General features: G+C 69.0%; 9 protein-coding genes and 1 pseudogene. 5 read left to right on the top strand and 5 right to left on the bottom strand.

Annotated elements, in window-relative coordinates:
• Positions 1–247: 247 nt before the first annotated feature.
• The 3 genes from ACFY1J_RS44125 to ACFY1J_RS44115 all read left to right on the top strand — a co-directional run bounded on the left by ACFY1J_RS44125 (position 248) and on the right by ACFY1J_RS44115 (position 3,817).
• Complete coding sequence (locus ACFY1J_RS44125) at positions 248–826, top strand: LuxR C-terminal-related transcriptional regulator (protein ID WP_390712837.1); 579 nt, start codon at positions 248–250, stop codon at positions 824–826.
• 514 nt (positions 827–1,340) lie between these two features.
• Positions 1,341–2,951 carry a GMC oxidoreductase gene (locus tag ACFY1J_RS44120; RefSeq protein WP_390712864.1) on the top strand — a complete coding sequence of 537 codons (1,611 nt, stop codon included), beginning with the start codon at positions 1,341–1,343 and terminating at the stop codon, positions 2,949–2,951.
• 98 nt (positions 2,952–3,049) lie between these two features.
• The gene (locus tag ACFY1J_RS44115) at positions 3,050–3,817 is read left to right on the top strand and encodes a thioesterase II family protein (RefSeq protein ID WP_390712838.1); all 768 of its coding nucleotides are present in this window, start codon (positions 3,050–3,052) and stop codon (positions 3,815–3,817) included.
• Positions 3,818–4,718: 901 nt separating this feature from the next.
• Here ACFY1J_RS44115 and ACFY1J_RS44110 read toward each other — a convergent pair.
• On the bottom strand, positions 4,719–5,678 hold the full coding sequence (locus tag ACFY1J_RS44110) for a GyrI-like domain-containing protein (protein ID WP_390712839.1): 960 nt from the start codon (positions 5,676–5,678) through the stop codon (positions 4,719–4,721).
• A 300-nt stretch (positions 5,679–5,978) separates the two neighbouring features.
• Between ACFY1J_RS44110 and ACFY1J_RS44105 the strand changes: the two genes are divergently transcribed.
• Positions 5,979–7,094 carry a serine hydrolase domain-containing protein gene (locus ACFY1J_RS44105; protein ID WP_390712840.1) on the top strand — a complete coding sequence of 372 codons (1,116 nt, stop codon included), beginning with the start codon at positions 5,979–5,981 and terminating at the stop codon, positions 7,092–7,094.
• 95 nt (positions 7,095–7,189) lie between these two features.
• Here ACFY1J_RS44105 and ACFY1J_RS44100 read toward each other — a convergent pair whose 3' ends face one another.
• Positions 7,190–7,414, bottom strand: a complete 225-nt coding sequence (locus ACFY1J_RS44100) for a hypothetical protein (RefSeq protein ID WP_390712841.1) — start codon at positions 7,412–7,414, stop codon at positions 7,190–7,192.
• Between the two features lie 102 nt (positions 7,415–7,516).
• Here ACFY1J_RS44100 and ACFY1J_RS44095 point away from each other — a divergent pair, with 102 nt between their 5' ends.
• On the top strand, positions 7,517–7,777 hold the full coding sequence (locus ACFY1J_RS44095; RefSeq protein ID WP_390733176.1) for a hypothetical protein: 261 nt from the start codon (positions 7,517–7,519) through the stop codon (positions 7,775–7,777).
• 356 nt (positions 7,778–8,133) lie between these two features.
• Here ACFY1J_RS44095 and ACFY1J_RS44090 read toward each other — a convergent pair whose 3' ends face one another.
• The 3 genes and pseudogenes from ACFY1J_RS44090 to ACFY1J_RS44080 all read right to left on the bottom strand — a co-directional run bounded on the left by ACFY1J_RS44090 (position 8,134) and on the right by ACFY1J_RS44080 (position 12,337).
• On the bottom strand, positions 8,134–8,610 hold the full coding sequence (locus ACFY1J_RS44090; RefSeq protein WP_390712843.1) for a TetR family transcriptional regulator C-terminal domain-containing protein: 477 nt from the start codon (positions 8,608–8,610) through the stop codon (positions 8,134–8,136).
• Between the two features lie 621 nt (positions 8,611–9,231).
• Positions 9,232–10,673 (bottom strand): annotated as a pseudogene (locus tag ACFY1J_RS44085) (glycoside hydrolase family 76 protein).
• A gap of 152 nt (positions 10,674–10,825) precedes the next feature.
• Positions 10,826–12,337 (bottom strand): glycoside hydrolase family 3 protein, encoded by a 1,512-nt coding sequence (locus ACFY1J_RS44080; protein WP_390712844.1) that lies wholly within the window; start codon positions 12,335–12,337, stop codon positions 10,826–10,828.
• Positions 12,338–12,361 lie beyond the last annotated feature (24 nt).

Genomic DNA, 12,361 nt, shown 5'->3' with positions numbered 1-12,361 from the left:
ATTTCGACAGGCGTCCGGAAATCGATGGCCATCGACGGCAAGGGGGCCGCCAGCGGCTCGACCAGGACCCCGCAAGGGCCGTGACGCACGATGTTCTGCATCTGGAGTTACCGCTGGTCCCAGGGCCGATGACGCCCCTGCTGACGGCCTTCACGGCCGCTCACCGGCCTCCGATTTATTTCGCCCAAGTTTCCTGACAGGGAGCCCTCTATTGCTGAGTCCAGCACCTGCAACTCCGGGCCTGTGCATGGCGAGTCTCGACAAGACCTTGACCATCCAGCAGGCGAACCAGGAGTTCTTCAGGCAGTTCAACGGCTCGTCCGAGGACATATGCGGTCGCAATTTCCGTGACGTGGTGCACCCGAGCGTGCAACAGCCGCTGGTGCGTCAATTCTCCAATTTAATTGAAGGGAAGAACCACCGATTCGTCACGCCCGTCATTGCCGTGGGGCCTGGCGAGGAGTCCGCCTTCACCGTTCCCCTCACCGCGGTCGCGGTGCGCGGTGGCCTGCCCGATACGACCGCGATCCTGGTCATGATGCCCACGGTCGGGGACGCCGAGCAGACACGTGTGGTGACCAAACGCAAGAAGATCCTCTCCGCGATGGACGCGCGCATCCTCGAAGGCATCGCCGCCGGTGTCTCCACCGTCCCCTTGGCAGCAAGCCTCTACCTCAGCCGGCAGGGCGTCGAGTACCACGTGACCTGCCTGCTCCGGAAGCTGAAGGTGTACAACCGCGCCGCGCTGGTCTCCCGCGCCTACTCCCTGGGCGTGTTCAAGGTCGGCACCTGGCCGCCCGAGGTCGTGGACGACTTCGTGAAATGAGCGGGCATGGGGCCCGCGCCGGGTGCCCGCTCGCGGGGGTGGCTGTTGGCAGCGTTCACCCGGACCCGAACGCAAGGCCGCCGGACTCGCCGCTCACGGAGTGCCCAGCAAGCACATGGCGGAACGGCTCGAGTGAGTTCGCGCGCGGTGGAGAAGCTCCTCATCAGCGCTTACCACAAGTTCCGGGTCGCGGGACGGTTCGAACCGGCCGCGTCCTCCCCTCTGCTGCCCGGCCCGGCGGACGCCTGAAGGCATGCCTGAGCGCTGCTCGCGCCCGGGAGCGGGCCGTACCGCAACGCCCTCCTCCGTTCCCCGGGTGACCGAACCTCCGGGCCCGGCCTCCACAGGGTCAGCCCGCCCGATCCGGATTTTGTCGACGGCCTTTGCGCGGTCTCCACACGGGCCGTTCTGCCCCAGACCGCGACCCTCCAGCCGGCCTTCCGATTCATCTTTCCTCGCTCCAAAGCTCAGGAGACACAGCGTGATTGCACACCAGCCTCTGTCGCGCCGCCGCATGCTCGGCGTGGCGGCCTTAGGCGCCGCCGCACTCGCGGGGCAGACCACGATCACCGCCGCCCCCCGGGCGGCCGCTGCCGCCGCAACCAGTGGTTCCGGCGGCACGTTCGTCCCCGCCGTCGTGGTCGGCACCGGTTACGGCGCGGCCGTCTCCGCCCTGCGCCTCGGCGAGGCAGGGGTCCCCACCCTGATGCTGGAGATGGGCCAGCTGTGGAACCAGCCCGGTCCGGACGGCAACGTGTTCTCCGGGATGCTCAAGCCCGACAAGCGCTCCAGCTGGTTCAAGACCCGCACCGAGGCTCCGCTCGGCTCCTTCCTGTGGCTCGACCTCGCCAACCGGGACATCGAGCCCTACGCGGGTGTACTGGACCGGGTCAACTTCGACCAGATGTCCGTGTACGTGGGACGCGGTGTCGGTGGCGGTTCGCTCGTCAACGGCGGCATGGCGGTCACGCCCCGGCGCTCGTACTTCGAGGAGGTGCTGCCCCAGGTCGACGCCGACGAGATGTACACCAAGTACTTCCCGCGCGCGAACTCCACCCTCCGGGTCAACAACATCGACAAGAGCTGGTTCGAGCAGAGCGACTGGTACACGTTCGCACGTGTCTCGCGCCAGCAGGCCTCGAATGCGGGCCTGAGCACCACCTTCGTACCCAACGTCTACGACTGGGACTACATGCGTCGTGAGGCGGACGGTGCGGTGACCAAGTCCGCGCTGGCCGCCGAGGTCATCTACGGCAACAACCACGGCAAGGTCTCACTCGACAAGAGCTACCTGGCGGCCGCCCTGGGCACCGGCAAGGTCACCATCGAGACCTTGCACCAGGTCAAGACGATCCGTCAGCAAAACGACGGCACGTACCTGCTGACCGTCGAGCATAGGGACACCGACGGCAAGCTGCTCGCGACCAAGGAGGTCGCCTGCCGCCACCTCTTCCTCGGCGCCGGCAGCCTCGGCTCGACCGAACTGCTGCTGCGTGCCCGGGAGACCGGCACTCTCCCGAACCTCAGCCCGGAGGTCGGCGGAGGCTGGGGCCCCAACGGCAACATCATGACCGCCCGCGCCAATCACATGTGGAACCCCACGGGCACCAAGCAGTCGTCGATCCCCGCCCTCGGCATTGACGACTGGGACAACCCGGACACCCCCGTCTTCGCCGAGATCGCCCCCCTGCCGGCGGGTGTCGAGACCTGGGTCAGCCTCTACCTGTCCATCACCAAGAACCCGGAGCGCGGCACCTTCGTCTACGACGCCGCCAAGGATCGGGCGGACCTGCGCTGGACCCGGGACCAGAACGCGCCCGCGGTCGCAGCCGCCAAGTCGCTGTTCGACCGCATCAACAAGGTCAACGCCACCATCTACCGGTACGACCTCTTCGGCAAGCAGATCAAGGCCTTCGCCGACGACTTCTGCTACCACCCGCTCGGCGGCTGCGTCCTCGGCAAGGCCACCGACAACTACGGCCGCGTCGCCGGATACAAGAACCTCTACGTGACCGACGGCTCACTCATCCCCGGCAGCATCGGCGTCAACCCGTTCGTGACAGTCACGGCGCTGGCGGAGCGGAACGTCGAGCGCATCATCAAGGAGGACGTCGCGGATTCCTGACGAGCGGTGGGCGGGGCCCCGCGCCCCGCCCCCTTCTCATCCCGGCGAACGCCCCGCCACGGTGGGCGGCCGAACCGAAACCGAAAAGGAACGATCCTGTGAACTCCCCGCTCACCGAGGACAACGGCCTCTGGATCCGCAGATTCCACCCGCGCCCCGACAGCCGCGTCCGGCTGGTCTGCCTGCCCCACGCGGGCGGCTCCGCCAGCTTCTACTTCCCCGTGTCCCGGTCCATGCCCGACAGCGTCGACGTGCTGTGCGTGCAGTATCCCGGCCGCCAGGACCGCCGCACCGAACCTCTCCTGGACTCCGTACCGGCGCTCGCAGACAAGGTCTACGAGGCGCTCCTGCCCTGGACCGACCGGCCCATCGCCCTGTTCGGCCACAGCATGGGCGCCTCCCTCGCCTACGAGATCGCCCGACGGCTGGAGCAGGAGCGGGGCATCATGCCCGCCACCCTCATCGCCTCCGCCCGCCGCGCGCCGTCCACGCACCGCCACGAGACCGTTCACCTGCGCGACGACGACGGCCTCGTCGCCGAGATGCGCGGCCTCAGCGGCACCAACCCCCAACTGCTGGGCGACGAGGACGTCCTGCGCATGATCCTCCCGGCCATCCGGGCGGACTACCGCGCAGCCGAAACCTACACCTGGGAGCCGGGACCGCCCCTGCGCTGCCCCGTGACCTGCCTCGTCGGCGACGACGACCCGAAGGTCACCGTGGAGGAGGCCGCCGCCTGGTCCGGGCACACCGACGGCCCGTTCACGCTGAAGGTCTTCCCCGGCGGCCACTTCTTCCTGGCCCAGCACCAGAGGGACATCGTCCGCCTCATGGCCACCCAGTTGGAGGTGCCCGACCGGCCATGAGGACCGGCCTGCCCCGTCGCACCATGAGGCCTCGCGCAGCGCGACGATCCGGCTGCCACACGCTGCCATGGCCCGCTGGCAGCAGGTCGTCCTGCAGCCCCGACGAGCGCCCCCTCGCCGGCCCCGCAGCTTGGGCGGCGTTCATGTTCTCGGGAGCGTGAGCCCGCTGCGTCCTACGGCCACAGGGAAACTGACGTAGCCACAGCAGCCATCGAAGCCCAACGAAATGGGGACTTCACCGGCGGCATCTCACAACTCGCGTGGTACGGCACGGTCCTCACCCACGCCGACGACACGCGACTCGCCCGCCTCGGACAGGCCGTCGTCGACAGCACCCGTACCGGCCACCCCCAACAGGTCCTGAAAGCCTTCGACGCGGTATCCGTCTTCTGTATCCAGGCTACGGATCCAGACCCGAGCGTGTCATCGCCTCACGGCACACCCGTATCCCCGCGTGACCACTGCCTCATCGGGCGGTGGCACCTGACCAAGGCCGCATACCGACTGAACCTGTCCCGGGCAGGCCTGGGCACGGTCAGCCTGACGAACACCACCTCCTACACCACGACCTATCACCCCGACGGGTCAGCGACCGACGAGGCACCCAGCTACCTCGCCGAAGGCCTCAGGGCGATGTCGTCGTTCCCGGGTTCCTCCGCGGCGCCATGGACGGTGCGGTGCCGGTAGTGCGGTGTTGTTCTTCGCGTCCGTCTCGCTGCCGTCATCAGGGGGAAGGGCCGGTGCCGGATCTGTCGGCCGATTCGCACGGCTCACCTGGCACCGCTCCCTGCCCACCGGAGCAAGGCCAGCCCGCAAGGTGACCGTCCCCACGGGCCCGCTTCCGGGTGACGAGAGGCATGACCGGATGGTGGTGGCAGGCACTGACAGTGTCTGCCACCACTCAGGTCAGTCCCGCGACGTCCGGTCGGCGGGCCAGCCTCCAGCGCGTGAACTGGAGGTCCTTGCTTCGTTGTCCGGGGTGGTTCTTGTTCCCGCTGCTCCGCTCGATCGGGATCCACAGCTGGGAGTCGGTCTCTTCGCCGGTCTCCACCGGCTGCGTCCGCAGGAGCTCCGGACCTTGCCGGCTCGCGTAAGGGTTCGAGGGGAACCACTGCGTGAACACGTCCCGCCACAGCTCCTGGAGCGCGCTCGGATAGGGACCGTGGTTGTCGAAGACCGCCCAGGTCCCGGCCGGCACGTCGAGGACGTCGAGCTCCTCGGCGGCCGTCTCGGGGCTGGTAGCCACGCCGATCCAGTAGTCCGCCTCGGCGCCCTCCTCCCGGCTGTCGGTCAGGTACACCGCCGCCGACAGGATCCCCTCCGGATCCCGGCAGCCGGACAGCTCCTTCATCCGTACGATCGCCCGCTCGTCCAGGCTCTCCACGTGCGCCGCGGCGGCCGCGTTGACCCCCTCGTGCACGAGCGGGACCCGGGCCTTCCTGCCGACGACCCGAAACGACTCCTTCTCCACGATCCGGTACCGCATGGTCGTACTACCTTCGACGACGACACGGAAGGACATGCGCGGCTGTGCCGTGAGCACCGCACCCGCGCGCCGGGCCTCGCCCGGCCCGATGCCGTGCACCGACCGGAATGCCCGGGCGAACGCCTCGCCCGAGCCGTACCCGTACCGCACCGCGACATCGAGCAGCGTCAGCTCCCCGGCCAGCACCTCGGCCGCAGCGAGCGTCATCCGCCGGCGCCGCACGTAGACCGGGAGCGGCATCCCGGCAAGGGCGGAGAACAGCCGCCGGAAGTGGTACTCCGACACCGCGGCGATCCGGGCCACCTCGGCCACGTCGACATCCCGGTCGAGGCAGGCCTCCAGGTGGTCCAGCGCCTGATTCAACCGCTCCAGCACGCGTATCCGTCCTTCCTTCTTGTCTCTCCCCCGTAGGAACGCCCACCCAGCCGCAGGAGCCGCAGCGGCCGGGACCCAAGCCCAAGCCGGAGTCGTTTGCCGCGAGCGGCGGCCGGGCTGTCATCAGTGCTGCGATCTCGGAGCCTGTGGGACCAGCTACCGATACGGCCGGTCGAGCCGTCGGCCGCGCGGCCGTCAGGCCCCCTTTAGGTGCAGAGATGATTCATTCGCGCCCCGCCCGACAGAATCCGTGCGGGAATTGTTGGGCAGGAACTCCCGGCGTTACCTGAGGCTTGCGCCATGACTGATATTAAGGGGCTATGCGAGCCGCGGTTCGCCGCAGTCCGTGCGGCCCTTGCAGCTTCGCTCGGCAAGGACAACGTGGGCGCCTCGGTCGCTGTCTACCTCGACGGCGAGCCGGTGGTCGACATCTGGGGCGGGTACGCCGATGCGGACCGCTCTGTCAGCTGGGAGCGCGACACCCTCGCGGGCGTGAACTCGACGACCAAGAACATGACCGCCCTGTGCGCGCTCATCCTGGCCGACCGAGGCCAGCTCGATCTGTCCGCGCCAGTCGCCGCCTACTGGCCCGAGTTCGCCGCGGCCGGCAAGGGGAACGTGCTGGTACGGCACGTGCTGTCCCACACCGCGGGGCTGCCGGACCTGTCCGGGCTGACGGCGGTCGAGGACCTGTACGACTGGCAGAGCGTGACGGCAGGGCTGGCCGCGCAGGCCCCCGAATGGGAACCGGGAACGGCCGCCGGGTATCACGCGCTCACCTTCGGGTTCCTGGTCGGTGAGATCGTCCGCCGCATCACCGGCCGTAGCCTCGGCGAGTTCTTCGCCGAGGAAGTGGCCAAGCCGCTGGGCGCGGACTTCCACATCGGGCTCTCCGCCGAGGATGACCGCCGCGTCGCACCGCTCATCCCGCCGCCGTCACTGACCGACGAGTACGCCTCCAGCGCACCGCCCGGACCGGACGGCATACGTCGGGAGTACACCGGTGCCGCGGTCCGGGTCAGGGATGCCAACTCTGTGGCCTGGCGCCGTGCGCAGATCCCGGCGGTGAATGGCTTCGGCAACGCTCGGTCTGTCGCCCTCGTCCAGTCGGTGCTGGCAAACCGGGGTTCCGCCGGTGGCGTTCGGCTGCTGTCCTCCCAGGGCTGCGAGCCCGCGTGGCAGGAGGTGTTCCGCGGCGAGGACCGCGTTCTGCGGACGTCGATGTCCTGGACCGTGGGCTTCGGCAAGTTCGGCAACACCTTCGGTTGGGGCGGATGGGGCGGCTCGCTGGTCGCGAGCGACCCTGATTCACGTATGACGGTGGCCTACGTCATGAACCAGATGATTGACCGAGAGCAGCAGGAGGACAACCGCGGCATGGAGATCATCATGGCCGCCTACAGCGGACTGCTGTGACAACCCACGGGAGGGGGAAGTCCGTGCGTGCACGGGCTTCCCCCTCCCGTTCTCAGTTCCGCAAGTCGCGTTCTAGATCTGCTCTGTCCTCGCGCTCAGCTGCCGGTGTTGAGTCGGCTGATCAGCTGACGGTTGGCGGATCGTGCAGCCTGGAGTTCCTGTTCTCGTTCTTCGAGCTGTCTGCTCAGGTCGGCGACCTGTTGTTCCAGCGTGGTGATGCGGCCCTTGAGCTGTTCGATGTCGTCAGGTGCCCCGAGTCCGGACTCTCGCCAGGTCTGCTCGCCAAGGAGTTCGGACAGCTTTGTCTCCAGGTGCCTCACGCGGGCGGTGAGCCGGTTACCGCGGTCCAGTGCGTTCGCCAGGTCTGCTTGAAGCGAGGCCCGGCTGGCGACGGGGCTGGTGTCGTTGCCGGGTGGTTCGGCTTGCGGCCGGACTTCGCCGAGGCACTGGTCACCGAGGAGACCATTGAGGCGATGCTGGCCGCGGAGACGATGGAGTGGTCGATCCAGGGACGGGACGTCCTCACCGTGCTCAGGGACCAGCCGACCGACACACAGGACGGCGGAACCGGGGATCAGCCGGCCGACTACGACCTTGATGCCGTCCGTGCGATCGAACGGCTCACCGCCCTCATCGCCAGGCTGCCGGCAGACGCCCTACCGGGCCTGCCCCTGGAGGATTGAGACGGCGGTCCGTGCGTATTCAACCGATCCTGTTGTCGCCTGATGGTGCGGGAGTGGGTGGGGTCTGCTGGTTCGCAGCCGGTCGTCTGTGGGAGCAGCAAGGTGAGGCGGCCGCCTTCTGGTACGGGCCGGCCGTCCTCGGCCAGGGCTCGGTCCTCCTGGCCGTCCCGGTCGGAGCCGGCAGGTGCTGAAGACGGCGACGAGGATCGTCGTGCTGCCGCCGTTGTGCGGGAGAAAGCATGCGCTCGACCCGCAGGCAGGAGCAGCGAAGCGAGGATCTCGTCCGCTGCGCCGCGGCCGTTCACCTGCCGTTGCCGCCGATTATGACAAGAAGGTCGACTTCTTGCACGGCGCCGTCATGACCGCAGCGACAGGTCCGCGCCGCTTGGGGCTGGTCGGATGCGGCTGTCGCGGAGGTCTGCCAGGAGCGTGGTGATCACGGGGTCGGTGGAGGCGACCATGTCGACCGACTCGGGGGCGAGCAGCCACTGGACCTGGAGGCCGTCCATGACGGCGGTGATCGCGTTGGCCTCGTCTTCAAGGTTCACGTCGGCCCGGATCTCGCCGAGTTCGCATGCTTCGGCGAGGGCCTCGGCGACGAAGAAACGCAGTCCCGCGTAGCGGTCGCGGAAGTAGTCCTGCGCGGAGTGGCCCGCGGTGACGCTCTCCGCCGACAGGACGGCATACAGCCGGACGATGCCTTCCCGTCCGGTGTTGCGGTGGGCGGCGTCGACCAGGTGGCGCCGGAAGGCGAGGCCGCGGGGACGTTCGGGGCCGAGCTGTTCGATGTCGGTTTCGCATGGCCGGAACGCCGTTCCCCAGCCGAGGGCCACGCACGGTGAAGCAAACCGTGTGGGGCCCATCCGGCCGCACGAATCCCCGGACGAGCGCCGTAGAGCCTGCGGGGGCGGATTCTCTGTGCGTTGGAAGGGGAATCCGCTGTGCATGGGTTCGAGACGTCTTCCCGAACTGGTGAGATCGTCGCACCTACCCTCTGTCCGACCCTCGACGGCCTCATTGTGGCCGCGAGGTCGCCAAGATCCTCAAAGGACTCATGATCCGTCGGCCGTGGGCTCGAGTCCGACCCGCCCCGAGTTCAAGGGCGTTGCCGCAGCCGCCGCGGGCGCCGTATGTGAGTGTCGATCTCTGGAGAGCCGGACCGTGCGCTGCGACTGACTGCCGTCGAGGAGGTGCGCGTCGGGCGGGGTGCGCCGGGCAGCGCCGGCGGTCAGCGACGGGAGCCACAGGGATGAGATGGCCCGCCCTGCGTGGCAAGTTCGAGGCCGCGTGCGAGCGGCTCGCGGCCTGCAGCCTGACTGCGATCGATGCCCTCACGGAAGGCTCGTTCCCCTGAGACGATCGAGTCACGGCACATCCCGTCACCCTGCTCTGCCGAGGACGGCAGTCTCCCCGTGGCGACTGCTCCAGTCTGTACGGACAACGTTGTTGATCGGTCACGGTGCCGCGTCGAGGAGATCGAGGGCGCTCTGCTGGCGGGCGGCGTCGACCTGGTCGAGCGGCCCGTACCAGCGCAGCCCGTACTGGTCGAGGGCATTGCGGTCGCTCGCGCGGGCGCGCTCTGCCTGGCGCTTGAGGTAGGTGGTGTAGGGGTGGTCCGACAGCACCGAGTTGAGCTTGCCGAGGCCGCGCATGTCGGCGCCCTTGAAGGACGGCCCGTCGCCGCGGCAGTCGCCGCTCTCGCACGGGTCGCGCAGGATGCCGTCGGCGGTGTGGAGCAGGGAGGTCGTGGTGGCGGCGTCGGCGATCTGCCGTGCGCTGGCGAGCAGTCCGCCGTCGCCCGTGGCCCGGTACAGCTCGGTGAGGGCACCGAGCAGCACGCCCTGGTTGTACGACCATACCGCGGCGCCGTTGTTGCGGCAGGTGGACAAGTCGATGCCGTCGTTGACCAGGTGCGATCCGTTGACCATGCCGGTCCCCTGGAACCAGGCCCAGCCGGCACGGGCCCGGTCGAGGTACGCCGTGTCGCCGGGGATGCGGTTGTGCAGGGCCGCGTTGAGCTGGATGTAGAGGGAGTTGGCGATCGCGTTCTTGTACGTCTTCGCCGTGCTCCACCACACTCCGCCGCCGCATGTGGCATCCCAGTAGGCGGCCATGTGGTCGGCGTCCGCGCGGGCCGTGTTCAAGTAGCGGCTGTCGCCGGTCAGGTCGTACGCGGCGACCCAGGCCAGGCCCCACCAGCCGGTGTCGTCGATGTAGTCGTTGCGGAACTGCGGGCCCTGCGCGTTGATGTTCAAGTCGTAGGTGCGGGCGATCGCGTAGGTGTAACTGCCCATGCCCGTCACACGGATGTTGTCGATGATCGCGGTGAGGGCGTTCGCCGAGTTCCACCAGCCGGTGGTGTCGAACAGGCCGGTTCCTAGTTGTAGAAGGTCATGAGGCCGGTGGCCGCCGCGGTGCGCGGCTCGCCCGCGTTCCAGGTGGTGCGGGCCCATGGAGTGCACGCGATCTCGGCGCGGTCGCCGGCCTTGCCGCAGGCGCGCAGGGCACCGACGCCGAGGTCGTTCCAGTCGTCCACGTTGTACATGAGCGTGCGCCAGCCACGCTGACCGGTGGGCACGATGGTGTCGCCGAGCATGCTGCCCGAACTCCAGGTGCGGCCGCCGTCGAAGGAACGGTCGAGCCACACCTCGTCGCCCGGGTTGCCGTTGCCGATGGACGCCCAGCCCATGGCGTCGACGTCGTCGAAGTGCAGGACGATGGAGCGTGCGTAGATGCTCGCCGTGACCGGCGTGCGGTCGCCCGGAGAGAGCGCGGGGTCACGGGTGTCGCAGTAGTTGTTGCAGATGGTGGCTGCCGCGGAGGTGCCTGCGGCGGACGCCGGGGGCGTGAGGGGCACGAAAACGGTGAACAGTGCCGGGCCGAGCGCTGCCGCCAACCGGCTCAGGGGGCAACTTCTGGGTCTCTGTGCGGGGGTCACGAGACCTCCCTGCTTGGAGGGACGGATGTGAGAGCGCTCTCGGAAGGTAGGAAAGAGCCGAGTGACCGTCAATATCTCCTAGCAGTACGGAAGTTGCCCCTTCGCCTGCATTAGAGGGCACCCGCCAGGACCTCTGCGGCGGCCACCCCCGACGCGGCGGTGGCGCCGTGTGTGAAGATCTGAGCCGCTCCGGGAACAGGGGCGCCCGGCAGGCCCATCTCCACGACGATCGCGTCGGGACGTGCCGTGACGAGGTCGGCGAGGGCGCGCGCCATCCACGCGTGCCTAGAGGCGTCGCGGACGACCACGACCAGGGGCCGTCCCGCGGCGGGCGCCAGTGCGTGCGTCTCCAGGGCGGTGGTCCGTGACCGCAGGTCCTCGCGGCGTACCCGGACAGAGGTCGTTCCGGGCAGCCGTTCGCCCAGTGGGGTGGCCACGCCCCAGGGGGTCTCCTTGCCGATGGCCAGGTTGGTGGTGGGTACGAGTTCCACGACGTGCGGTGCGTTGACCAGGGGCAGGACGTGCTGTACGGCTCCGTGCAGGCGGATGGCCCGGCGGGCGGCCGCGAAGCCGATGCTGCCGGTGTCCCAGTCTGCGGCATGGGTCGGGCGCAGGCTCGTCGACCAGGACGCGAACTCCCGGACCCGGCGGGCCGCTTCCTCCAGCCGTTCCTCAGGAAGATCCCCCGATACGACGGCGTCCGAGAGGGCGTCCACGAGCAGGCTGGCGGTGGCCGCCTCCGCGTTCTCGCCACCGACGCAGACGGCGTCGGCACCGGCGGCGACGGCTCTGACCGTGGCCCCGCCGATCCCGTAGAGGTGGGCCACGGCACCCATCTCAATGGCGTCGGTGACGATGATGCCGTCGAACCCGAGCTCCTGACGCAGCAGTTCGTCCAGGATGCGCCGGCTCAGGGTGGCGGGCAGGTCGGGGTCGTAGGCGGGGACCAGCAGGTGGCCGCTCATCACCGCACGGACGCCCGCTTCGAGGGCGGCGCGGAACGGTGGCAGGGCCTGGGCGGCGATCTGTGCGCGGTCGGCGTCGTAGACGGGCAGGCCGTGGTGGGAGTCGACGGCCACGTCGCCGTGGCCGGGGAAGTGCTTGGCGCAGGCGGCGACACCGGCCGACTGGAGTCCCCGGATCCAGGCGCCGGTGTGCCTTGACACCACCTTGGCGTCGATGCCGAAGGACCTGACCCCGATGATCGGGTTGTCGGGGTTGGAGTTGACGTCCGCGCTGGGTGCGTAGTCGAGGCTCACACCGGCGGCGTGCAGCTGGCGGCCCAGGTCGGCGGCGACGGCCTCGGTCAGCTCGGTGTCGTCGACCATTCCGAGGGCGAAGTTGCCCGGCCGGGTAGAGCCGGTCGCGGACTCGATCCGGGTGACGTCGCCGGCCTCCTCGTCGATCGCGATGATCAACTCGGGGTTCTCCGCGCGTAGTCGGCCGGTCAGCCGGGCTACCTGTGCGGGCGTGACGATGTTGCGGGAGAAGAGCACCACCGATGCCAGCCCGTCGGCGATCTCGCGCAGCACCCAGTCGGGCGCCTCGGTGCCCACGAAACCCGGCTGCAGCACGGAGCGCGCCAGTCGTCGCAACTCCATGCCGTGCTTGCTGGAGACCATCGCATGCGCCCTTCTGTTGGTACA

Source organism: Streptomyces sp. NPDC001406 (genome assembly GCF_042895285.1).
GTDB lineage: Bacteria > Actinomycetota > Actinomycetes > Streptomycetales > Streptomycetaceae > Streptomyces.
This window is presented reverse-complemented; position numbering and strand designations above follow the sequence as displayed.